The sequence below is a fragment of the Candidatus Dadabacteria bacterium genome (assembly GCA_026705445.1).
In the GTDB taxonomy this organism is placed as follows: Bacteria; Desulfobacterota_D; UBA1144; order Nemesobacterales; family Nemesobacteraceae; genus Nemesobacter.
Map to the genome: position 1 here is coordinate 73,174 of JAPPAR010000011.1, position 23,157 is coordinate 96,330.

Below are 23,157 nucleotides of genomic sequence, written 5' to 3' on the forward strand. Positions count from 1 at the left end.
TTCACCTGACGACCATTGATATTTCGAATTTCAAACCGCTGCTAATGGCCTTTCCAACCTGCCCCATCTTCACCTGGGTGAAGCTGCCGGACTCCGAGAAGGCTTTCTCTATCGACGCTATCTCCTCGTAGGAATCGCTCCTGCCCCATATCTTGGTCTTGCCCCCGTCCTCGATCCTTATTTCGTCAACGGAGAAACTCACGTCCCTCGGAATGGCGGCGGAAACCGCCGTCAGCACCTCAAGCGGGCTGTGGGCCCCTCTTACCTGCTTCAGTATGTCGAGCTTTCGGTTGATGACTTCAAGCTTCCCCCTGTAAAAAGCAACCGGGTCCTGCGTCCCCGCGGCCTGCGGAAACTCCCTCCTGAGATCCATCTCCATCTCGGAGCGTATGGAACTCATCTTGCTCCTGGCGGAGACCACTTCCGTCACGCGCCCGAAAACAAACACAAGAAGCAGGGCGGCGCACAGGGCGACGGGAACCCGAAATTCCTTCAATAAAACCCCCGCCATCCCCCGCGGCCTGTATCCGTCCCTTCTCAGGTTGAGTCTTCCTCCCTTGCCGTAGGAACCTCCGTAAAGCGCAAGAGCGTACGCCCTTGCGAAAAAAGGAGAGTCATTGTGGCCGAGCTGCTCTATGAAAATTCTTTTCACTTCCCGGCCGAGCTGCTCGGTAAGTTCTTTTGTAACTCCATCCACCTCGCATATCCCTCCGGTGAGAACCAGGTTCTTTACCTCCTCTCCCGTCTCTCCCTCAAAGTAGCGTATAGTGTTTCTTATCTCTTCTGTGATGAAGCGGCAGCTTTCAAGAAACCCCTTCCTCTTCTCCTCGTCGCTGTTTATCTGCTCCAAGTCGAGGTCATCCGCGGCAAGGGATTTTTTCATTCTCTCGAGGGAGTCGTCGCAGTTCCTCACCCTGCTGAGCCCGCTTTCGTCAAAAAACGAGAAATTGAGGTGGTCCTGGTCGGCGTCTATAAGGAGAAGCGGTCTCGGCCCTTCAATAAGTTCCCCCAGAGAAGAAAACGCAACCGGTGTGAAAGTCACCTGGTCCGGATCCACACCAGACTCCCGCAGGGAGCCCAGATAGCCCTCAAACGCCTCCTTCTCAAAAGCGGGAACGATGATCTCGGCCCCTTCCGGTTTCCTCACCTCGTGGTAGTCGGACAGCACGTCCTCTCCCAGGGTGAACCCGGTTGAGTTCTCAAGCTCGAAGCGGAAAACTCGCCTGAGCTTCTTTGAATCGGTGAAGGGAAATTTGAGAACCCTGAGAAGAAGCGGGGAAGAGCAGATTCCGGTAACGGCTCTGGTCCCGAGAGAAATTTTGTCTTTGAGAAAAGCTGACGTGTCGCCGCTCCCAAGCCCCCCGGTGGAGGAGGCCTTGCGGACTTCAGTCCCCTTGAGTCCCCTTCTTGCGGTTACGGTCCTGACCTTCCCGCCGGAAAAATCGACTCCGATGAATCCACCTAGCATCTTAAAGGTACGAGGATTATTCCCTCGCCTGCCCCTCCGCCGCTCTGGCGTCAAGTTCCATTGGCATTATCACGTTCACGTAGCCGTCCTGCTTTTCGCCTTCCGAGCAGGGAACCAAGTAAACCGGGTTTTTGTGGCCGGAAAAACCAATTATCACTTCCGAAGATCCCACGGCATCAAGAACATCCTGAAAATACGTGAAGTTAAAACCAAGCTTCACCTCATCCCCCGAATACTCAACCGGTATGCTTTCTTTCCCCTCGCCGGTGTTAAGATAGGCGCCTAGAAGCAGCCTCCCTTCGCCGAAGGCCATTTCCACGAACCTGCCCCCGCCCCTCACGTTGTCCGCGGAAAAAAGGGAAACCCGCCTGAGCGCAACCAGAAGCCTGGATGCATCGACCGTGACCGTGTTCTTCGTCGAGACCGGAACCACCTGCATGTAGTCCGGAAACTCAGCGTCAATCACCCTGGAAATGAAAACAAGGTTTTCGTCGTTTAACTCGAAAATGAAGAAGTTTCCGCTGCTCCCGACCCTGACTTCCTTAGAGAGGCGAAGAAGCCTCCTCATCTCCATAACCGCTTTTTTGGGAACCAGGATATCCTTCGGCAGGTTAAGGTTCTCTATTTTTTCATCGACGAAGCTGAGCCTATGACCGTCAGTAGCGACAAGCCTGAGTGTCTGCTCCCCTCTTTTTTCGAAAAACACCCCTGAGAGGCTCCTTCTCATTTCGTCATCGGAGACGGAAAAGACCGTCTTGGATATCATCTCCTCAAGCCTCTCGGAGGAAACCTGGAACAGGTTCTCCGAAGAAACCTCGGGTATCCTGGGGAAATCGTCGGCCGCGAGCCCCGCTATCCTGAAAGAACCCGAGCTGGTAACCACCTCGATCCAGTTGTTCTCGGTAGCGGTGACCGAAATTTCCTCTTCTTCCTTGATCTCCCTCACGAGATCCGAAAGGATCCCCGCGGGAACCGCCATCTTGAACTCTCCTTCAGTCTCGGCATCGCAGAAAACCGTTGCCGTGTTTTCAAGATCGGTAGCTTCCAGAAACAGGCCCTTGTCTGTAGAACTCATAAGAACATGGGAGAGAATCGGCATGGTCGTTCTTTTCTCCACCACTCCTTGGATCATTCCCAGCTTTCTTGAAAAATCTCCGCCTTTGATTTTAAACATCATTTTGAGAAAAAAACCTCCGGTTTCGGAAAAAAGCTTCTTTTCTTTATTCCTTTTATATGTAAACAGCTTCTCCGTATGATAATAACCACTTTTCCCTACAAAACCATAAATCACAAGCCCAGATGCTTTTCCGCTACTGTTTCTATCTTTTATAAGCTTTAAAGCTTTGCTAGTAGCAGTAGTAGTAATTGTTGTGAAAAGGGTGAAATCAGTGAAATCTCCTAGAACCCCTCGACTTTTTGGTTAAGGACCGTGTTTATAACTTTTCTTTTTCCCGACAGGTATTCACACCTTCCTTTTTTGTTCGTTCCATAACTGTGCGGAAACAAGGGTTCTTGCACAGCATTTTCAGTTTTCTCTGACAGGCTGTTTTTTGGCTGGTTCAGGATGTGATGAACTTCTCGAGGGTGGTTGAGAGCGCTGTGACGGCGGTTGATACCGAGGGATCACTTCCGATCTTTTTTTCAACGTTTTTTACTGCGTGGACCACCGTGGAGTGGTTTTTCCCTCCGAACCTGTTCCCTATTTCCGGGAACGACGAGGATGTGTATTTTCTCGAAAGGAACATCGCTATCTGCCTAGGCTCAGAAACTTTTTTCTGTTTCTGGCTGGATTTCAGGTCCTTCACGGTGAGTTCAAAGAAGGAGCTTACCTCTTTCTGGATGAGGTCTATGGTTATTATTTTCGGGGTCTCTTTTTTTACCAGGTTGCTGAGGAGTTGCTTTGCCAGTTCAAGGGTTATTCTCTCTCTGAACATCTTGGAGTAGGCAAAGAGCTTGTTCACCGAGCCTTCCAGCTCCCTTATGTTGGAGAGGACATTCTGGGCCACGAACGAAGCCACGTCGGCCGGAATCTCGATTTGTTCCTCCTCGGCCTTTCTCTCTATGATGGCTATCTTGGTCTCAACTTCCGGCGGCTGTATGTCGGCCGTAAGCCCCCACTCGAACCTGGATTTCAGGCGCTCCTCGAAGTTCTTCATCATGCTCGGCGGCTTGTCGCTAGTTATGACGATCTGCTTTTTCGCGGTGTAGAGGGAGTTAAACGTGTGAAAGAATTCCTCCTGCGTGCTGTCCTTGCCGGCGATGAACTGTATGTCGTCTATCAGCAGGACGTCGCAGTTCAGCCTGTAGAGGTTCCTGAACTTGTCCATCGAACCTGTCTTTATGCTCTGCACCACCCCGTTTGTGAAGTGCTCGGCTGAGATGCAGAAGGTATTCAGGCGGGTTCCGTACTTTTTGAGTATGTGGTTCCCGATGGAGTGGAGGAGGTGGGTCTTCCCGAGGCCCACTCCGCTGTGTATGAAAAGAGGGTTGTAGGCCATTCCCGGGTTCTCCGCTATGGCGTATGAGGCGGCGTGGGCGAACTGGTTGCTGGGCCCGACGACGAAGTTGTCAAACGTGTTGGATGAACTGAAAAAGCTCGCTGTCTGGGGATCGTGCGGTTCTCTGGTTCCCCCGTTGTCCAGGACCCTGTCTTTTTTACTTTCCCGGGCAACGGAGTTCTCCTCGCCCGCATCTATGGTTACTTGGAAGCCTTCTTTTCCGTAGAGGTTGAGGGCAGCGTCGTTTATCAGCTGCAGGTAGTGGTTTTTTACCCAGAGGGCCTGGAAGTGGGTTTTCGCCTCAAGCGTGACCATCTTCCCCTCGATTTTTGCGACTTTTATGGAAAACAGCCATGAGGGGGGAAAGTAAAGGTCTTTCTTGACGCCTTCGAGAACGGCGTCCCAGTCAAACTCTATTTTTTGTTCCGATTTGTAGTTTTCAGCAGCTAGGTTGTCGTGCGCAACTTCCTCTGTCTTTTTCAACAGCTCTTCTCCTGAAAAGCAAAGAACAACCCTAAAACGGATACTTCAGAAAAGATCCCAACCCACCCTTCGGAAAGTGGAATTTAATTCTAATTGCATCGGTTTTTAGTGTCAAGAAAAACAGCTTCTCCACCCGCCCGAAACCCCGCTTCTGTGCCTGTGTACAGGGGAGAAAAATTTTTTTTGGATGTTCCGGCTCAATTGACACGCAACTGCGTTTACAATACAATTTCTAACTGCAAATGGGTGAAGAAGATGCCTTGAGATTTTTGGCCGACAGGTTCAAGGCTACTCAGAAAGAAGTTTTGACGGGGATAGGGGACGATTCCGCTGTTGTAAAAATCAGAGACAAAGCATGCCTTGTCGCCTCGACGGACACCCTTGTTGAAGGCGTTCACTTCCGCCTGGGAACTCAGACCCCGAGGCAGCTCGGCAGGAAGGCGGTCTGCGTCGCCGTGAGCGATATAGGGGCGATGGGAGCGGTGCCGAGGTACCTTCTCTGCTCCCTCGGCTGTCGTAGCGCGGACTCAATGGAGTTCATAGAGGATCTCTCGGAAGGGGTGGCAGAGGGCTGCCGGGAGTTTGATGTCTGCCTTATAGGGGGGAATCTCTCGGAATCCCAGACCGTTTTCATAAACATGACGGCGCTTGGGGAAGCATCAAGCGACGATATTGTCCTGCGCTCGGGGGCTTCTGAGGGAGACGACATATACGTGACCGGAACCCTGGGGGATTCCGCCCTGGGCCTGAGGGCCCTCTCGGGCGATTGCGGGATTGACGGATGCGAGGGCGCCGTTTCAAGACACGTCGAGCCCACGCCGCGCCTCCAGGTTGGCAGGATGGTCGCGAAACGCGGGATAGCCTCTTCGATGATAGACGTAAGCGACGGGCTTTTCTGCGACCTTGAGAAGCTGACTTCCGAGCACGGGCTGGGGGCCGAGGTAAGCCTCGGGAGCCTTCCGCTTTCCCTAGGATTTCTTTCCCTCTGCGGCAGGTTCTCGGAGGACGGCTACCGCCTCGCGCTCTCCGGCGGGGAGGACTACGAGCTTCTTTTCACCTCTTCTTCGCAGAACCGCGCCTCGATAGAGGAGGTTTCTCGTCTCTGCGGGATTGCCATCTCGAAGATCGGTTCTGTTACCGCCGGGCGGAAAATAAGGCTTTTTGACGAGGGGGGAGAGGAGGTTTTTTACGATACCGCTGGGTTTGAGCACTTCTGCTGATTCATCCACGGGGGTAAGATTCTTTTGAGCGAAAATTTCATTCTGATTCTTTTTTTGCTGTGCTGCTCAGCGTTTTTCTGCTTCAGCGAGGGGGCGCTTTTCTCCCTCAGCCGTCCGCAGAGAGAAAGCATATCGAAGCAGGGAGGCAGAGTTTCTGCGGCCATAGGGAAGCTCCTTTCCAATTCCCACAAGCTAATCACTACGGTTCTTCTGGCCGACGAGATATTCAACATAGCCTACTCAAGCGTAATAGCTCTCACGGCGAGAGAATATCTCCAGGACACCCCCGAGCAGACAGTAGCCCTCATATCCCTGGCCATAGCCTCTCCCACGCTCCTTGTGTTCGGTGAGATCGTTCCCAAGACCGCCGGGGTGAAGTTCCCGAGAACGATCTCGAAGGCGGTTGCCCTTCCCCTTTATTCCTTCCACGTCGCGGTCACCCCGATCAGGTGGGCGATCCTGTTCGTCTCCGGTTTTTTCATAAGGGCCTTCGGGGCGGGCCTTGGACACCGCGCGCAGGGAAACGACATTTCCTCTGACGAGCTTGAAGTTCTGGTGGGAATGGGGAGGGACGAAGGGGTGCTCAACGAGGTTGAAAAATACCTTGCCGACGGCTTTTTCAAGCTTGAGGACCTGCCTGCCCACGGGATAATGACTCCCGCCATAGACTGCTTCACGCTTCCCCACGATATTGAGGTCAAAGAGGCCGTGGGCCGGGTCCGCCAGATGGGCCGCTCCCGGATACCGGTTTACGAGGAGGAGAAGGACAACATAGTGGGCGTTCTCTACGGCAAGGATCTTCTTAAGTGGAATTTTACCGAGCACAACCTTGCGGCCACCGTGAGCGAGTGCCTGAGGAAGCCGTATTTCATACCCCGTTCCAAGCCCGCGGGGGCGCTTCTGCGGGAGCTCCAGATGCACAGGATTCACATAGCGATAGTTGTCGACGAGTACGGAAGGTTCGACGGGCTGGTGACCATGGAAGACATACTGGAGGAGCTTTTCGGAGAGATAGAGGATGAAAGGTCGGTGCCCGACAAGAGTGCGCCCGCGGTCCGCGGGGGAGCGATCACGATTCCCGGGGGAATGAAGATAGAGGAATTCAACGACGACTACCTTTTCTCGGTCGCGCGCTCGGCGGGGCTTGGGAACCTGGGAGACATACTGGAGGAGGCCGTGATCCCGCTTCGCATGGAAAACGAGACCATGGGCGGTTTCGTTTTCGATCTTTTCGGGAGGCTGCCCGCCGAGGGGGAAAAAATAGGGTTCGGCGGACTGGTTTTCACGGTAAAGAGCATGGAAGGGAAAAGGATTTCCGAGATAAGGGTTGACGTTAACAAGGAGGCGCGCGGCGATGTCCATTGAGTTAGTGGTCCTTCTTATTTTGCTGTTTCTGATTCTGCAGGCGTTTTTCGCCGGTTCGGAAATAGCACTCATCTCCTGCGACAAGATAAAGATGAGGTCCCTCGCCGATGAAGGCTCCGCCGCCGCGGGGCTGGTTCTTGACGCCCATTCGAAGATCGAAAGCTTCATCGGCACCACCCTCATAGGGGTTAACCTTTCGCTCATAATAAACACCCTGGTGCTCACCTTTTATTTCGAGGAGATCTTCGGGCAGCGAAGCGGTCTCTACACGGTGGCCGTGCTCACCCCGCTCATCGTCGTTTTCGGCCAGGTGGTTCCCAAGGCGGTATTCGAGAGCAAGCGGAACTCAATAGTGCTCTGGATCATCTATCCGCTCTGGGTTTTCTCCAAGCTTTTCTACCCGGTGCTTTTCTTCGTCAACCTCTTTACCCGAGGGATATTGAACCGTCCGGGCCAGAACATGAGTTCCATAACCCGCGAGGAGCTTGAGGACGTGATGGAAGAAGACGAGGACAAGCCGAGTTCGGACTACAAGAGAAGGGTTCTTCGCAGGATTTTCGGCTACTCCGAGACCACGGTCGGAGAGATAATGATTCCGCTTGTCAGGGTAGACGCGCTTGAGAGAAAGTCCACGCTTCGCGACGTCAGGAGGCTCATAGCGGAGAAAAGCCACTCGAGAATTCCGATTTTCAGCGACCGGGTCGACAACATAACCGGCATACTCAACTCGTTTTACGTTCTCGGCGAGCAGGATCTTGACAAGAACGTCGAGCAATACGCCCTTCCTCCCTTCTACGTTCCGGAATCAAAGCTTGTGAACGAACTTATGGACGAGATGAAGGGGGGACGCGCCGGAATGGCCGTTGTGGTTGACGAGTACGGGGGGTCGGTGGGAATCATAACCCTCGAGGACATAATCGAAGAGGTGGTGGGGGAGATAGAGGATGAGTACGACACCGGCGAGACCCCGTGGAGAAGGCTCGGCGCCGGGCAGTACCTCATAGACCCCACGGTCGAGATAGGACGGCTTAACGACGGCCTCGGGCTTGCCATTCCGGAGGAAGAGGATTACGAGACGCTGGCAGGATTCCTTCTCTACACACACGGCTCGATTCCCGCCCCCGGAACCGTGATAGTTTTCGAAAGAAAGACTTTCACTGTGGTTTCCTCAACCCCGAGGATGATAAGCGAGGTTCACCTGCGAACGGGGGAATAACTTGCTCTGCCGATATCTCCCGGGGTTTGCAGGTCAGTGAAGAGACTGCTCACGCAGGAGTTCCCTTGCTATAAGTTTTCTGTATGATTCAAGCGGCTGGATCCCGTGTATCCTGAGTTCTCCAAGGTAAAGGGTGGGGACGCCGAGGACCATGTTTTCCCGGGCGCTTTCCATGTTCTTTTCTATTTTCTCTGAAAAGTTTCTTTTCCGAAGAGATTCTGAGAGTTCCTCGGGGCAAAGACCCGCCTTCTCGCCCGCCTCGAGAACGGTTTCGAGAAGACCTATATTCTTTCCCTCCCTGAAATAGGCCGTGTAGCAGGCCTTGTGAAACTCCATGAAGTTGTTTTTCTCCTTCGCAAACTCCGCTCCCTCAAGGCAGAGCCTCGAATTGGTTACGAATCCCGGGAGCTTTATCTCCACTCCGGCCTCGGCGGCCACGTTCTCAAGGGTTTCCGAGATACGGATGGTCCTCTCCGTCTTTTTCCGTCTTTTTCCCTCGGCCGGGTACTCGGGGTGAATCTCGACGCCGAGCCACTCCGCTTCGAGGCTGAACTCCCTTGCGAGATCAAGCACCCTCTCCGTGGCCAGAAAGCAGAAAGGGCAGATGTAGTCGTAGTAGAGAAAGATCTTCACGTTCCTGTAAGAATACACGAACGTAGTTTTTTCGAAAAGAAAACATTTATATAGGGTCAGGTCTTTTCCAGCAGCAGCTCGTTAGAAAAAAACAGCTGTGCGTATCAGATCTCGAACTTTGCGGTCAGAAACAACGTGCGTCCCAGGATCGAATCCAGATACAATATGTGATCCTCATCGGAATCAGGACGGGACTGGCCCTCGTTGCCAATATTCATAACGCCTCCCGTGAGCTCGAACCAGTTAAAGCCAAAAGCGTTTCTCCAGCTAAGCGCGATATCGTGCCCTATCCACCTTCTGAAGGTTTTAGTGTCGGTTTCGTTCCGGAAAGACGTAACCGCGTGCATGTTCCACTGCGCTGTCAGGTCGTTTCGGTCTGCGCGGAGCAGAACATGAATACGGTTGCGCGGAATATCTCCGGGCTGCGTCTCCACTCCTACGCGCCTCTCGTAATTCGTTATCCTGATCCAGTTGGCATTGAGCATGAAATTCGCCAGATCGGTTTTCAAGTCGCCGCCGAGCCGGACCGTGAATCCGTCCATGTCAGTCTCTCCGCTGTTGGTCAGCGGGTTGCGGATTTCTGTTAATCGACTGTCAGAACGCGTCACGCTCAGTCCCGGATACTCGCTAAGCCTCCCGCTTCTCTCTAGGCTGACGACGAACTGCGTGCTCAAAGTGGCCGGTGTTTCCTGAAGACGAAGACGGAACCAGTCAAAGTCGGCTGAGAACGGACCCCAGCCCGCGGAGACACCGGCGCCAAGGCTTTCGGCCTCGTCCGGTTCCAGTTCCGGGTTACTGTCTGTGACCACCCGCACCTGGTCCCTGGGACAATCGGGAGTCGGCGTGTCAGCGTCGCATACATACGGGTAATAGACAAATTCCTCCACATGCAGGGCTGCAAGTCCGGGCGCTCGCGCTCCCCCGCTCCATGATGCGCGCAACGCGATATTGGGTATTACGCGGTAAAGCGTCGCTATCCTGTGCGAAAAGGCTCCCCCGACATCATCAAAATCATCGTGGCGGAGGGCAAACGACACGTCCACCGCATCTCCCAAAGGCACCAGAATATCGCCAAAAGCTGAGAGGCGCCGACGATCGGCCATAAGCGACTGCGAAGATCCCCCCAATACATCGTCCGCGTTAACCGGCTCACCACGAAGATTAAAATATTCTCTGGAATTGCTTTGCTCCACTTTAGCGACCTGCAGACCGGCGCTCCAGCGAAGCTTGTTGCCCATGAGCTCAAGCAGCGGGCCGTCAAGCGCCACCCCCGCCTCAAGGTGTTCATCTTCGTATTTGGACTCGCTCTGCACGCTGCTCTCGCTGATCGCGGCCCTGTGCTCTTCGGCTTCGGAAAGCGGATTCTGGATGTCGTAATCTCCGCTCTCAATAGCGGCGTTTATTACGGGTTCATTAATGAACGTATGGCCATCTACGCCATAGTCATAGCGATTGTAGTGAACATAGCCGTCATATCTTATGTTGTCCTTAATGTCCCCTCGCAGCCCCAGCGTAATATCATAATCTACAAGGTCCGAAACCCACAGGCGGTTGCCGTGCCCCAGAAAACGGTGGCCTACCGTGATACTTTCGGGGAAATTGCTCTCGTCAAGACCTTCAAAGTTTCCACTTTCAATGAGGGTGTTTCTCAGCGCCTCGTCCGGCGCAAGGGAGAAAACGTTCGGATCCGGCGCCCACAGGTTCCTTAGCTCTTCCCTGGTTATGCGTCCCTCAATGTATATATCGGCCGCGTCGCCTACCGGATAATTGAAATTCATAAACGCGTGGTCATCCCGCCTGCGATCCAGATGCCACGCGATGTCCGCATAGGCAAACCCGCAGACGGTGCCGAAAAATCCGCCCGGAGGATCCGTGAGTTCCCCCGTATACACGCTTTCATCGCAGTCGCCCAGCGCTCCCGAGACCCGTCCTCCGTCGTCTTTTACCAGGAAAACCGTGTTGCCGAGAGACGACACTCCTTCGGTGTTGGCGAAGGAACCTCCGGCCTGATATCTGGCACGGCTGTAATCTCGGTCGATGTCGCGTACCTCGTCCCGCCGGAAGATATCCGCCCCGACAGTAAGATTTCCCTCTCCAACGCCTGTGCCCCAGAGAACGCTTAAGTGTTCGGAATCGGCGCCCTCACCGCGGGGACGCCCGGCGTTTAGCTGGATATCAAGGCCTTCATAGTTTTTCTTGAGAACGATATTTATGGTGCCGCCGACCGCTCCCCCGCCATGCAGGGCGCTTGTGCTGTCAGCGAAGATTTCAATGCGTTCGACAGCCGCGATCGGAATGGTTTCCGTGTCAACCCCGGCGTCTGAGACCCGACGCCCGTTAATCAGGGTCAGAGTGCGCAACGGCCTTGCAATGCCGAAATTGTTAAAAGCCGACCGACCCAACAGATCACTCATCCTCTTTACGCCTGAGAGCTCAATGTCCCTGCGGGTGATAACTTTCACGGGGTGCAGACTGCCGGATATCGCTTCGGAATACGGCCGGTTACCGACAAGGTTCCCTTCTCTTGCGGATGCATCCCAGGCCATGGAGTGGCCCGTCGCCAGGATAAGCACTGCAAGGATCATATTCCAAGGTACAACCCGGTTAATTGCCTCATAAGACTTATGAATCATTCTTTGTTACTCCTTTTTGTCGCTTGAGCCTCCGGCGCCCGTCCGTAACGGCGTTTCTGGATTCCCGAACCCGCGTACGGGCACTTGTTCCCCAAAAATCACCGCAAAACCGACAAACTCTGCAGAACCCTGATATTCACGGACCTGATCAAGCAAGAATCTAAAATTACAGGAATTAATTTGTCTCAATTCCGTTTTTAAGACTATCCGGTTATTATCAACTGGCAAAGAATTGAGGTCCGCAGTTGACCGGAACTTATAGCTTGTATTGGCAAAAAGAGAGGGATTTTGAATCATGAAAAAATTTGCTGCGCTCACCCTGCTTTTCTTTTGTACAATCGTTTTTTCCGCCACCTCGCCCGCTTTTGCGCACCATGGCGTAACTGCCAAGGAGGCGAGCGCGGGAGACATGGACGATATGAGAAATTTCTTGTTGCACATGAAAGAGCACCGGGAGCCGCGGGTCACAAGTGATGAGGGTCGAGTAGAATTCCGAAACGCCTTGAGAAACAATAACGGAGTATGGCGCCACGGCGACACGTACGTAATTACCGTTAACAAGTCCACTGGCGGGGAAGCGACCGACGCTCCTTTTCAGTCAGGCGACATCATACTTTTTCATGGGAGGCATCCCGGGGCCCTGAGCGGATCCTTGAGAGGCATCCCGCTTTTCCGGAGACTGATGGACATGGCGGAAGGAGCGGGTGACGAGGTGGTCTGCGTTCAGGACGACAGGACCGGGAGAGGTGGCAGGCATATCTGCGCCGTTGGGGATTCCGATACGGGCGAAGCAGGGGATTCCTTTATACACGTTGGCGGATTTGATCATGAGCTGAGGGAAGCGGATCATTCCAAGTCGCTTGACGCGTGTCCCGATCTCTCCGGAAAGGGCTGGCTTAGCGCCGACATGGTGAATGACGAGTCAAGCCTAGTGCGTTACCTGGAGGGGGTTGAGGCGCACATTACCGAGGAGTTTGCCAAGGTTGGTAACTCCCGGGGAAGGCTTCCGCTGATGAGAATGATTCAGCTTATGCCGTGCTGGAGGGAACCGCCCTGGCAGTCGGGTTCCATATATTTCTATATAGTTACCGGTACGGATAAGATGTACGGGATTTTTAACGGAAACTCCCCGCAGCTTCAAGACAGGTCGTTGCGTCTTGTGGATGACAACGGAGTTGAAGTTGCCAAACGCATTTTAGAAGAGGTAGACAGGCAAGACGATACCCCGGGAGAGGGTTTCCTCACTTACCTTTGGGAAGATCCGACTGTTATTGGTGACGAGGTGCTCTGTGAAGAGACAGCACCTGCTTCCGGGCCGTCCCCGGAAGATGAAGATGTGTTTTGTGAGGCGGGGAACCCCATCCCCGGCCGCTCCCCCGGCACATCGGTCAAGATCGGGTATTTCATACGTACAGATTTCGGCATAGAAGGGGGTACGAAGTATGTTCTCGGTTCCGGTATTTACCCGGGGTCGGAACAGGGTGGTAGCGGTGGCAGCGACGGCAGCGGCGGAGGCGGAGGATGCGCGATTGCTTCCGGAAGCGGAAACGAGCTTGAGGCCGGGACTTTTAATCTGTTTCTGATCGCAGCGGTTCTGTTTCTTGCGGCTTCGGTGGGAAGGCGCCTTGGCGCAACGCAAGGCTCCTGACCCGGGGTCTGTGTGCGCGGCAGAGGGAGAGGCGCCGGAAAGGTTAAATTTGGCCCGGGAGAGCACGTCCCGGGCAGCGAAACAGGGAATCTGTTTTCTGCCGAACAGATTCGGATGCCGCCTTTTCAGCACCATGGAAGAGAAAACCGGCACTCTCCTCCCGGCTTGATAAAACCCCGCGAATTCAATATAATTCATGCTGCTTTTTCCATGTCTTGCTTCGGAGAAACTAGATGAACCCTAAATCCGTGATAATGCTTCTGCTGCTTATAGCGGCCTTCGGTTTTTTCGCCTACAACATCCGCCTTCTCTTAAAACTCGTCACTCTCGGAAAAAAGGAAGACAACAGGTTTGACAACATTCCCGAGAGGGTAAGGAAGGTCATCGTCTACGTTTTCGGCCAGAGGAGGCTTTTCAAGTACCGCTTCGCCGGCATAGAGCACGCCATGATCTTCTGGGGGTTCGTCATAATAACGGTGGGGACGGTGGAGATGCTCGTAAGCGGCGTCGTTCCCGGATTTCACTTTTTCCCGGGAACCATGGGGGGAATCTACGAGCTGATCCTCGACATAGTGCAAGCCCTGGTTCTTGTGGCCATAGGCATGGGCATAATAAACAGGCTCACCATAGGGAGAAGAAGGGAGGTTAACGGGCCCGACGCGGTCGTGATACTGGGTCTTATATTCGGCCTCATGATCACCGCCTTTCTCACCACGGGGGCGAGGATAGCGCTTGCCGAGACGAGTCCCGCCATGCTGCCGGTGTCCGGGGCCTTTTCCGGGCTCTACGAGGGCATGAGCACCGGGAGCACCTTTTTCTGGAAGGAGTTTTTCTGGTGGTTCCACATTCTCATAGTGCTTTCCTTTCTCAACTACCTTCCCTACTCCAAGCACAGCCATGTTCTTACGGCCGTTTTCAATGTTTTTTTCCAGAGCCTGAAACCCCGCGGGCAGCTCTCGAAGCTCGATTTCGAGGAAATCCCCGAGGATCTTGACCACTTCGGCTCCTCGAAGATAGCCGATTTCAGCTGGAAGGACATACTTGACGCCTATACCTGCACCGAGTGCGGAAGGTGCACGGATAACTGCCCGGCGTGGAACACCGAGAAGGTGCTCTCTCCGAGGGACATCGTCGTTAAGCTTCGCCACTACGTCTCAAGCGAGGGGAAAGACATACTCGCCGGAAAACCCCAGGAAGAGCAGCCCGATCTTCCCGACACCGAGTGGGTGACGCCCGAGGAGCTCTGGGCGTGCACCACGTGCAACGCATGCGTTGAGCAGTGCCCGCTTTTCATTGACCAGATGGGCAAGATAATGGACATGAGAAGGTTCCTTACCCTTGAGGGCCGCATGAGCGGAACCGCCACGAGGACCCTTCAGAAGCTTCAGAACAACGGAAACCCTTGGGGATTCCCGGAGGCCGACCGCGGCGCCTGGCTTTCCGAGATGGAAGTTCCCATCCTCGGAGTCTCGGCCGAGAACGCAAGCGAATTTGACGTGATTTACTGGACTGGGTGCTTCGGGGGCTACGACCCGAGGGGCCAGGAAGTCTCAAAGGCGATAGTGACCCTGCTTAAGATTGCGGGAGTTAATTTCGCCGTCATGGGCCCCGCGGAGACCTGCACGGGCGACCCCGCAAGAAGGCTCGGAGAGGAGGCCCTCTACCAGATGCTCGCCGTCCAGAACATCGAGACTCTGAATGAATTGAAGGTGAAGAAGATTCTCGCGAACTGTCCCCACTGCTTCAACACCATGAAGAACGAGTATCCGCAGTTCGGCGGACACTACGAGGTCGTCCACCACACCGATTTTCTCCTGCAGCTCATCCAAGAGGGCAGGCTTAACCCCGACGCTCCGATCGAGGAGAAGATAACATACCACGATTCCTGCTACATCGGCCGCTACAACAACGTCTACGATTCTCCAAGGGAGATACTGAAAAGTATTCCGGGGATCGATCTGGTGGAGATGAAGAGGAACAGGACAAAGAGTTTCTGCTGCGGAGCCGGAGGCGGAAAGATCTGGATGGAGGAAGAGGCTCCCAGGGTTAACTGGAACCGCTTCGACGAGGCCGCGGACATTAACCCCGACACCCTGGCGACGGCGTGCTACTTCTGCAACACGATGTTTGACGACGCCGCGCGATTCAAGGGCAAGGAGGAGGAGATCGGCGTCCAGGACATAGCCGAAATCCTTAACCGCTCGGTTAAAGCCGACGCGCCTCCCCCGTCGTAAGCGCGTTCCCAGGTGCTCGACGGGCTTTGAGTCTCAAAGGGAGGAGGCGATGAAGCTTCACAGACCAAAGTCCCTTTTGATAGACTCGGGCGCAGGATGGTTCGATTCAGGTTCCTCTGCCACGGCCGGGATTTTCGGCGACCCTGCCCTCACCCTCTGCTTCTCGAGCGACGGGACCAAACTGTTTTCCCGCTCCGGGGAGGAGGCCTTCTCGGAAGACCCTCTCGGTTTGGTCGAGAAACTGGCTGCCGAGGGATACACGGCTCTCGGCTACATAAGCTACGACTACCTAAGCTACACGACTCCCGGGGTTCCTACCTCGGACGCAAAGCAGAGGGTGAAGCTCCCTTTCCTTTTTTTCCATTTTTACGAAGAAGACAGTTTTTACACAGCCCCCTGGGAAGAAGTTCTCTCCGCCTTCCCGCGGGAGAGGGCAGGTCCCGGGCCCCTTCCCCGCTCGAACATTGAAAGGGAAGAATACGCCCGGAAGATTTCGGCGATAAAGGAGCATATAGCGGCGGGAGACGTTTATCAGGTGAACCTTTCGCGAAAGTTCCGCTTCAAGCCCCTGGGTGAGCCGCTTTCGTGGTTTCTGGATTTTTACCGTGCCCAGCCCGTTCCCTTCGCCGCCTTTATCGGTTTTCCGGGTTTTGAGCTTGTAAGCGGCTCCATGGAGCTTTTTCTTAGGAGAAGGGGCGACAGCATTACCACGAGACCCATAAAGGGGACCGTCCGCAGGGATCCCGACCCACGACGCGACAGGGAGCTTGCCGAGACACTCGGGAAAAAGCCCAAGGAGCGGGCCGAGAACCTCATGATAGTTGATCTCATGAGAAACGACCTCGGGAGGATATGCGGGTACGGCTCCATAGGGGTAAGGGAGCTTTTTACTGTCCGCCGCTACAGTACGCTTTTCCAGATGGAGTCCGAAATCGAGGGGCGCCTTCGCCCGGGAGTCGGACTCTCTCAAATAATTGCCAGCACTTTTCCCCCCGGATCCGTTACCGGGGCCCCGAAAAGGGAAGCTATCCGCATAATAGACAGCCTTGAGCCCCATGAAAGGGGCCCTTACTGCGGAGCGATCTGCCTGTTCTCTCCGAGCGGGGACTTTACCATGAGCGTCGCGATCCGCACCGGGGTGAACAGTTCCGAGGGGGCGGATTTCTGGTTCGGAGGCGGAATTGTGTGGGATTCGAAAGCGGACGACGAATACGGGGAGACGGAACTCAAGGCAAAGGCCCTCACATCAATCGCGTCCCGACAGGTGCTATAATCATTGGATATGGAGGAACTTTTCTTTCTCGACGGGAAAAGGCTTGAGGATGTGCCTGCGCTCCGTGCTCTTTTTTACGGAGAAGGGGTTTTCGAGAGCTTCAGGTGGAAGGGATCCCCGCCTGTTTTCCTCTCCATGCATCTTGAGAGAATGAGAAAGGGAGCCTCTTTTCTCGGCATCCCGTTTCCCCCGGAATCCCGGGTAAGGCTCAGAATCGAGGATGCCGTGGGAGCGTCCCCCGGGGGTGACCTGCACGTAAAAGCTTGTCTTCTCGCCCAAGGGGGCGCGGTTTATCACTCACGTCCCCGGGCGGCTTCGCTTCTTGTGTCCGTAAGACCCCGCGCGCAACGCCCGGATGCCCTCTCTCTCTGGGTCTGCAGCGAGAGAAGACCCCCGCAGAGCAGCCTTTTTTCGCACAAGACGCTTAACTATCTGGGAAATATCGTGGCGAAGAGAGAGGCTATTGAGAGGGGTTTTGGCGAAGCCCTTTTTCTCGATACCGACGGCAGGGTGGCCGAGACCTCGTGCCACAATGTTTTCTGGACCAGAGGGAAAAGGCTTTTCACCCCGTCTTCTGAGTGCCCCGTTTTGCCTGGGGTGACCAGGGAAATCGTTTTGCGTTCAGCCGGGCGGCTTGGCTATGAGCCCGTCTGCGGGAAATTTCCCCTTGAGGAGCTTCTGTCAAGTGATTACGCTTTTCTTACCAACGCTGTTGCGGGTATTGTTTATGTAAGCGGGGTGGGCGGCGACGCGATGCCTTCTGTTTCTCGTAGTTACGAGGTTATGAGGGAATCGCTTCTTTCAGAGTTCGGGTGGTAGAATTAAGGGGACGGAAAAAATTTAGGATTTGTTGCGGGCGCTAAGAAGCCGAGGGTGGTTTTATGTCTGGCGAGATAACAGTCAGGGAGTATCAGCGGGAAGTTGACGAGTGGATAAAGGAAGTAGGAGTGCGGTACTTCTCCGAGCTTACCAACCTCGCGCAGCTTGTCGAGGAAGTGGGAGAGGTGGCGAGAATCATGTCCAGGACATACGGGGAGCAGAGTTTCAAAGGGAATGAAAATCGCCGGGAACTCGGAGACGAGCTTGCAGACGTCTTCTTCGTCTTAACATGTATAGCGAACCAGACGGGAGTTGATCTTACGGAGGTTTTGAGAAAGAATTTTGAGAAGAAAACACAGAGAGACAGGAAGCGGCACTCGGACAATCCCAAACTTCGCTGAAGACCCCGTTGAGGGCTCTGGTTGTTGCAAAGGGTTTTCATTGTGGTATTCTTCCCCGTCCTGAGAAGAACCCGCCTTTGATTTGTGGCAGTTACTCTATCGAACAAAGAGGAAAATGCTTTGAAAATGAAACTTGAAGAAAAGCCTATTGAAGACATACAGGCGAGAAAGGACTACAGGAATATCTCCATAGACAGAGTCGGCGTCTGCGACCTCAAGATTCCGCTTAAGATAAAAGGCTGCGAGATCGATTCTGAGAAGGACCAGAATATTCAGGCTTCCCTGAGCCTGAGCGTTAACCTCGGCCCCGACCAGAAGGGAATTCACATGAGCCGCCTGCTTGAGACTGCCCTTGATTTCAACGGGTCCTTCTCCTTGGGAAATATGGCTTCTTTCCTGATCGCCCTTTGCGACAGGCAGGGCTCGGAAGATTCCGACGTCAAAATAGAGTTTGATTACTTTTTCAACCGGCATGCTCCTGTAAGCGGCAAGATATCCCCACAGCATTACAAATGCACGTACCACGGCGAAATGCACCCGGAGGGCATACGCCTTACCCAGAGCGTAGTGGTTCCGGTCAAGACCCTTTGTCCCTGCAGCAAGGAGATAAGCGATTACGGGGCTCACAACCAGCGTTCCAAGGTTTTCATAACCATTACGCACGAAGGAAAGAAGGAAAACGACCCGATAGAGATATGCCTTGAGGAAATAATAGAGATTGCGGAAAGAGGGGCCTCTTCCCCGCTTTACCCGCTTTTAAAAAGGGAAGATGAGCGCCACGTTACAATGAGCGCTTACAACAAGCCGTGCTTTGTTGAGGATGTCGTGAGAAATATAGCTTCGGAACTCCATGGCAACCCCAGTTTCGACTCTTACCAACTCAGGGTTCTTAACTACGAAAGCATTCACAGCCATAACGCCTTTGCCAGTATCGGCAAAAGATTCTCGAGCAAGTAAACCAGCGTAAAACCTCGGACTGGAGGCTGTTTTCGGTTGTTTTTCGGGCGCAATCAGCCCGTATCCCCCCAGTTGATAGTGAATGCAGGATCCCGCTCTCGTGCCTTTTTGAAAATTGCACCATGCCAGAAACCTTGAGAAGCTCCAGATTTTCGTAATTGCTTGATATCAAACAATTTTTTCTGTTGATAGATTGTGGAATTTTTTAGTGCTCGGCGTCTTGGCAGGTCTAACTATCTGAAATTGCTTGATAATTTTTTTCGGCCCGCAAAGGTCTCTTTTAGCCCTGTGTGAAATGATACTAGCCGGTACCAGATCTTTTTTATCCGCCGTAATGTGTTCTTTTTCCTTGTTTTTCGGGCGATAAGGAAGGATTTCAGCTTGTTTTTAAAGTATGGAAAACCTGTGTAATTTTATCTCCTGACTGTTATTTTCCGTGGCGGAGGAAAAATGCATACTCTTTTGGAAATTATAAAACAGGAGATACGGAAATCCGGCCCGATTTCCTTCCGCAGATTTGTCGAACTGTCCCTTTTTCACCCGGGGCACGGTTATTACTCATCGGGGAAGGCGAGGATCGGGAAAAAGGGTGATTTTTACACCGCTCCATCGGTTCACCGCTCTTTCGGGGAGACTATCTCACGATTCCTTGCCGAGGCGTCGCTTCTGCTGGAAGGGGAAAGTTTTACCGTCGTGGAATTCGGGGCCTCTGGCGGGCAGCTTGCCCTTGATATACTCGAGGACCTTAGCCGGAACCACCCCGGGCTTTACTCAAAGACCGACTACGTGATGAGCGAAGCAAGCCCTGCAGCGGTGCTCGCGGCCAGAGAAAAGCTCGAGGGGCACCGCGGAAAGATTCGGTGGATAAACGATCTTCAGGAGATCGGGAAAGGCGGATTCCGCGGAGTGGTGATCGCCAACGAATTTCTGGATTCTCTGCCCTTTCACAGACTTAGGTCGGACGGAGAGGAAATCCGGGAGGTTTTTCTCTCTCTTCGCAACGGGGAAATCGAGGAAGTTCTCCGGGATCCCGAAGCGGAAGGGATCTATGACTTTTCAAACCTATATCTGGAAGGATACGCCCGAGGAGAAGAGGCGGAAGCTTGTCTGCTGTCGGGGAAATGGCTTGCCGAGGTGGGAGAGGCGCTTCAAAAAGGGTTTGTTCTATCCATTGACTATGGATCTCTCGCTCCCGAGCTTTACTCCCCCGCAAGACGAAAAGGCACCTTCAGGTGCTTTTATCGCCATGAACTGAGTTCCGACCCCTACACGAGGGTTGGAGAGCAGGATATAACAGCTGACGTTAATTTTTCCGAACTTATGAGGGTCGGTGATACCTTGGGTCTTGGCACCGTCAAGTATGCAACTCAGGGGCAGTTTCTTGTTGACTGGGGAATTCTCGAAATTTTCAAGACATACGACAAACCCCAGAACCAGGGAGACCGTCTCGCGGCCAAGACGCTTTTTATGCCTGAATTCATGGGGAGAAAATTCAAGGTTCTGCTTCAGTCAAAGGATCTTTCACCCGAAGAACTGGCCGAACTCGATAAGGACCGATCGTTCCGTATTGTATTGTAACCTGCCATCTCCGCCGTCTGGGCAAAACATGCCTCCATGGGTGCAGGGTGTTTTCGTTCTAGATTTGAGCACCTGTAAGATTTAAATTTGGGCCATCCTTTCCATGCAAAACGATTTTTGGTCCCTTTTTCCGCGATTTTTCAGGCGATTTTTCCTGTTTCGCGACCATTTTTACTCCCATTTTTTCGTCCTCGTATACATAACTCACGCTTTTTCTACAGAACGGAATCACCGTGTCATGGGTGCCCGGCCTGTTGATTTTCCGGTCTGAAGCAGTTATTCTACGCGCGAGGATTTGGAGTTTCTGTGCTTAGGTCAAGCGCAGTTCTTTAAAAGACGGGGAAACTAATAATCAACGAGAGGTATAACCGGTATGTCTGATACTATAATGAAGGCCCAGATCGGTGGGGATATAGCTCATCTCAGAGAACTGAACCCGGATCTTTACGACTCTTGGATGGCTTATCATGATTCGGTTTTTACCGACGGAGCTCTCACCGCAAAGGAAAAACAGCTCATCGCGGTAGCCGTAGCGCATATTACGGCTTGTCCTTACTGTATAAGGTCAAGGGTTCGAGCCAGCAAAAAAGAGGGAGCGAGCGACCAGGAAATAGTCGAATCGATATACGTGGGACTTAGGCTCAACATGGGGGGGCCTTTCGCGTTTTCAAGCCTGGCTTTTGAAGCCTGGGACACCCTCGAAAGCGGCATCCCGCTTACCGAGGGGCATTTCTTCAAAAAGGACATAGCGAAGGAAATTGCTAGCTTCAGGGAATGCAGCGGCGATATTTCTCCCCACTTCATGGAGCTTCATAAGAAAATTTTTGCCGACGGAGCTCTCAGTAAAAAAATGAAGAGAGGAATAATAGGTCTTGCATGTGCTCATGCGACTAAATGTCCTTATTGTATAAGGGGAACCGTGAAGGATGCGCACACCGACGGCGTAACTGCGGAGCAGATGGCTGAGGCCATAAACGTTGCCATGGTCATGACCGCCGGTTCCTGTTACGCGCACACCAGCATTGCTATGGACACGCTTAAGAGTCTCGAGAAATAGAATTTTAGCGGTTTTTTTGAAAATCCTCCTCAATTTGCCCTGAATGTTTCACGTGAAACATTCAGGGTTTTTTTAGCTTTTTTCCTCTGACCGAATGCGGCTTTATATGGTAGATTCTCTTTCATGTCGTCACTTGTGCCCGAGCGCGAAAGCACCATAGCCGCCATTTCCACCCCGCTTGGAGAGGGAGGAGTGGCCGTAATCCGTATAAGCGGTGGTGAATCTCACTCGATCGCGAGGAAAATCTTCGTTCCTGCGGGGAACACGGGTTTTTCCGAGAGAAAACTCTGTTTCGGGAAGATAATCGACCCCGAAACAGGCGGAACGGTGGATGAAGTCCTGTGTGTGGTCATGAGTTCCCCCGATACCTATACGGGGGAGGACGTAGCCGAGATACATTCTCACGGGGGATATGTAGTTCCCCGGAAGATACTTGAAATTCTGATCGGCCTCGGGGCGACTCTCGCTGCCCCGGGCGAATTTACCCAGAGGGCGTTTCTTAACGGGAAAATGGACTTGGCGCAGGCCGAGGCGGTTTCTGACATTATAAGCGCCCAGACCGAGCAGAGCCTCCGCTACGCTGAGGCTCTGCTTGAAGGGACCCTTTCGGGCAAGGTGAACGAACTTAAGGATCAAATTCTTGACGTTCTGGCGGAAATAGAGGCGAATCTCGATTTTCCCGAGGAAGATATAGATCCCATTGCGAAAAACCGCCTCAAGGAAGCCTCTGGATCCGTGGAAAAGGAACTTTCAGCGCTCATCGACAGCTACGACACGGGCAGAATGTTCAGAGACGGGGTGACTATGGTAATACTGGGCAAGCCTAACGTCGGGAAATCGAGCATACTTAACTGCCTGCTCGAGACTCAGAGGGCTATAGTGAGCCCTATAGCCGGAACCACGAGGGATTTTATCGAAGAGAGAATAAATATCGGGGGAATTCCCCTCGTTATAACTGATACGGCCGGCATAAGGGACACGGAAGACCGGATAGAAAGGCTCGGGGTGGAGCTTTCCCTGAAAAAAGCCGAGGAGTCCGAATTCGTGCTCGTCGTTTTGGACCAGAGTACGGAACTTGATGGCCTGGACATAAGAATCCTCAAGACCGCCGCCAAAAAGAAGCATCTTGTCGTGATCAACAAGATAGATCTTGAGGAGAAACTGGAAAGATCAAAGCTGCGGAGGATTCTTGGGCGAAAAAAGCTGATTGAAACCTCGGCACTTGCAAAAGAGGGGATAGGGCGGCTCAGGCAGGCCATGTTTGAGACCCTTTCGGGCTCGCCTAATGCCTTGGATGCCTCGGATGCCTCGGAACTGGTACTTACAAACCTTCGGCACAAAAAATCCATTGAGAAGGCCCGCGGCCAGCTGCGTATGTTCCTTGAGCTTCTTGGGCGGAACGAGTATCCGGAGATCCTCTCCATAGAATTGCGAAACTCAATGAATTCGCTCGGCGAGATTACTGGAGAAGTGACCACGGAAGATCTTCTGGGCAGAATTTTCTCCAGATTCTGCATTGGAAAGTAAAAGCGGGACTGAATGTTTCACGTGAAACATTTAGGACTTATATACTTACGTTGACAGGGCCGCTTAAGTCTCTAGTTCCCTTTTAAAAAAAGTACTTGAGATTAAATCTACCCTGTAATAAGTTTATACTTAGTGGGTAGGTTGTAT

General features: G+C 53.2%; 18 protein-coding genes. 12 read left to right on the plus strand and 6 right to left on the minus strand.

Going from position 1 to position 23,157, the window contains the following annotated elements; genetic code table 11:
• Nucleotide 1 precedes the first annotated feature (1 nt).
• The 3 genes from OXG75_02085 to dnaA form a co-directional block, all read right to left on the minus strand.
• Complete coding sequence (locus tag OXG75_02085) at nt 2-1,468, minus strand: hypothetical protein (GenBank protein MCY3624779.1); 1,467 nt, start codon at nt 1,466-1,468, stop codon at nt 2-4.
• Nucleotides 1,469-1,484: 16 nt separating this feature from the next.
• On the minus strand, nt 1,485-2,645 hold the full coding sequence (gene dnaN / locus OXG75_02090; GenBank protein ID MCY3624780.1) for a DNA polymerase III subunit beta: 1,161 nt from the start codon (nt 2,643-2,645) through the stop codon (nt 1,485-1,487).
• A 382-nt stretch (nt 2,646-3,027) separates the two neighbouring features.
• Nucleotides 3,028-4,449: a chromosomal replication initiator protein DnaA gene (gene dnaA, locus OXG75_02095; GenBank protein MCY3624781.1), complete on the minus strand. Its 1,422-nt coding sequence runs from the start codon at nt 4,447-4,449 to the stop codon at nt 3,028-3,030.
• Between the two features lie 242 nt (nt 4,450-4,691).
• On the opposite strand from dnaA, the gene thiL reads away from it, so the two are divergent.
• The 3 genes from thiL to OXG75_02110 are packed head-to-tail and all read left to right on the plus strand — an operon-like array spanning nt 4,692 to nt 8,250.
• Nucleotides 4,692-5,669, plus strand: a complete 978-nt coding sequence (gene thiL / locus OXG75_02100) for a thiamine-phosphate kinase (GenBank protein MCY3624782.1) — start codon at nt 4,692-4,694, stop codon at nt 5,667-5,669.
• A gap of 24 nt (nt 5,670-5,693) precedes the next feature.
• Nucleotides 5,694-7,034, plus strand: coding sequence for a hemolysin family protein (locus tag OXG75_02105; GenBank protein ID MCY3624783.1), 1,341 nt, complete (start codon nt 5,694-5,696; stop codon nt 7,032-7,034).
• The gene (locus OXG75_02110) at nt 7,024-8,250 is read left to right on the plus strand and encodes a hemolysin family protein (GenBank protein ID MCY3624784.1); all 1,227 of its coding nucleotides are present in this window, start codon (nt 7,024-7,026) and stop codon (nt 8,248-8,250) included. The genes OXG75_02105 and OXG75_02110 overlap by 11 nt, the downstream gene beginning before the upstream one ends.
• 33 nt (nt 8,251-8,283) lie before the next feature.
• Here OXG75_02110 and OXG75_02115 read toward each other — a convergent pair whose 3' ends face one another.
• The 3 genes from OXG75_02115 to OXG75_02125 all read right to left on the minus strand — a co-directional run bounded on the left by OXG75_02115 (nt 8,284) and on the right by OXG75_02125 (nt 11,957).
• Nucleotides 8,284-8,883 carry a DsbA family protein gene (locus OXG75_02115; protein ID MCY3624785.1) on the minus strand — a complete coding sequence of 200 codons (600 nt, stop codon included), beginning with the start codon at nt 8,881-8,883 and terminating at the stop codon, nt 8,284-8,286.
• A 104-nt stretch (nt 8,884-8,987) separates the two neighbouring features.
• Nucleotides 8,988-11,516, minus strand: coding sequence for a TonB-dependent receptor (locus tag OXG75_02120; GenBank protein MCY3624786.1), 2,529 nt, complete (start codon nt 11,514-11,516; stop codon nt 8,988-8,990).
• 6 nt (nt 11,517-11,522) lie between these two features.
• Nucleotides 11,523-11,957 (minus strand): hypothetical protein, encoded by a 435-nt coding sequence (locus OXG75_02125; GenBank protein MCY3624787.1) that lies wholly within the window; start codon nt 11,955-11,957, stop codon nt 11,523-11,525.
• A 61-nt stretch (nt 11,958-12,018) separates the two neighbouring features.
• Between OXG75_02125 and OXG75_02130 the strand changes: the two genes are divergently transcribed.
• The 9 genes from OXG75_02130 (at nt 12,019) to mnmE (ending at nt 23,010) form a co-directional block, all read left to right on the plus strand.
• A complete protein-coding gene (locus OXG75_02130; protein ID MCY3624788.1) occupies nt 12,019-13,164 on the plus strand; it encodes a hypothetical protein in 1,146 nt (381 codons plus the stop codon).
• Nucleotides 13,165-13,397: 233 nt separating this feature from the next.
• On the plus strand, nt 13,398-15,398 hold the full coding sequence (locus OXG75_02135; protein MCY3624789.1) for a heterodisulfide reductase-related iron-sulfur binding cluster: 2,001 nt from the start codon (nt 13,398-13,400) through the stop codon (nt 15,396-15,398).
• 49 nt (nt 15,399-15,447) lie between these two features.
• Entirely contained in the window at nt 15,448-16,671 is a 1,224-nt protein-coding gene (locus OXG75_02140) for an anthranilate synthase component I family protein (protein ID MCY3624790.1), read from the plus strand.
• 9 nt (nt 16,672-16,680) lie between these two features.
• Complete coding sequence (locus OXG75_02145; protein ID MCY3624791.1) at nt 16,681-17,490, plus strand: aminotransferase class IV; 810 nt, start codon at nt 16,681-16,683, stop codon at nt 17,488-17,490.
• Nucleotides 17,491-17,552: 62 nt separating this feature from the next.
• Complete coding sequence (locus tag OXG75_02150; GenBank protein MCY3624792.1) at nt 17,553-17,891, plus strand: nucleotide pyrophosphohydrolase; 339 nt, start codon at nt 17,553-17,555, stop codon at nt 17,889-17,891.
• Between the two features lie 126 nt (nt 17,892-18,017).
• Nucleotides 18,018-18,848, plus strand: a complete 831-nt coding sequence (gene folE2 / locus OXG75_02155; GenBank protein ID MCY3624793.1) for a GTP cyclohydrolase FolE2 — start codon at nt 18,018-18,020, stop codon at nt 18,846-18,848.
• Nucleotides 18,849-19,298: 450 nt separating this feature from the next.
• Nucleotides 19,299-20,426, plus strand: coding sequence for an SAM-dependent methyltransferase (locus OXG75_02160; protein MCY3624794.1), 1,128 nt, complete (start codon nt 19,299-19,301; stop codon nt 20,424-20,426).
• A gap of 373 nt (nt 20,427-20,799) precedes the next feature.
• The gene (locus OXG75_02165; GenBank protein MCY3624795.1) at nt 20,800-21,483 is read left to right on the plus strand and encodes a carboxymuconolactone decarboxylase family protein; all 684 of its coding nucleotides are present in this window, start codon (nt 20,800-20,802) and stop codon (nt 21,481-21,483) included.
• A 123-nt stretch (nt 21,484-21,606) separates the two neighbouring features.
• Nucleotides 21,607-23,010 carry a tRNA uridine-5-carboxymethylaminomethyl(34) synthesis GTPase MnmE gene (gene mnmE, locus OXG75_02170; GenBank protein MCY3624796.1) on the plus strand — a complete coding sequence of 468 codons (1,404 nt, stop codon included), beginning with the start codon at nt 21,607-21,609 and terminating at the stop codon, nt 23,008-23,010.
• Nucleotides 23,011-23,157 lie beyond the last annotated feature (147 nt).

Coding starts and splice junctions, on each gene's coding strand:
- OXG75_02085 (MCY3624779.1), bottom strand. CDS start 1,468: ATGCTAGGTGGATTCATCGGAGTCGATTTTTCCGGCGGGAAGGTCAGG.
- mnmE (MCY3624796.1), top strand. CDS start 21,607: ATGTCGTCACTTGTGCCCGAGCGCGAAAGCACCATAGCCGCCATTTCC.
- OXG75_02120 (MCY3624786.1), bottom strand. CDS start 11,516: ATGATTCATAAGTCTTATGAGGCAATTAACCGGGTTGTACCTTGGAAT.
- OXG75_02160 (MCY3624794.1), top strand. CDS start 19,299: ATGCATACTCTTTTGGAAATTATAAAACAGGAGATACGGAAATCCGGC.
- OXG75_02150 (MCY3624792.1), top strand. CDS start 17,553: ATGTCTGGCGAGATAACAGTCAGGGAGTATCAGCGGGAAGTTGACGAG.
- OXG75_02125 (MCY3624787.1), bottom strand. CDS start 11,957: ATGTGCAACAAGAAATTTCTCATATCGTCCATGTCTCCCGCGCTCGCC.
- OXG75_02140 (MCY3624790.1), top strand. CDS start 15,448: ATGAAGCTTCACAGACCAAAGTCCCTTTTGATAGACTCGGGCGCAGGA.
- OXG75_02145 (MCY3624791.1), top strand. CDS start 16,681: ATGGAGGAACTTTTCTTTCTCGACGGGAAAAGGCTTGAGGATGTGCCT.
- OXG75_02165 (MCY3624795.1), top strand. CDS start 20,800: ATGTCTGATACTATAATGAAGGCCCAGATCGGTGGGGATATAGCTCAT.
- OXG75_02135 (MCY3624789.1), top strand. CDS start 13,398: ATGAACCCTAAATCCGTGATAATGCTTCTGCTGCTTATAGCGGCCTTC.
- dnaN (MCY3624780.1), bottom strand. CDS start 2,645: ATGATGTTTAAAATCAAAGGCGGAGATTTTTCAAGAAAGCTGGGAATG.
- thiL (MCY3624782.1), top strand. CDS start 4,692: ATGGGTGAAGAAGATGCCTTGAGATTTTTGGCCGACAGGTTCAAGGCT.
- folE2 (MCY3624793.1), top strand. CDS start 18,018: ATGAAACTTGAAGAAAAGCCTATTGAAGACATACAGGCGAGAAAGGAC.
- OXG75_02110 (MCY3624784.1), top strand. CDS start 7,024: ATGTCCATTGAGTTAGTGGTCCTTCTTATTTTGCTGTTTCTGATTCTG.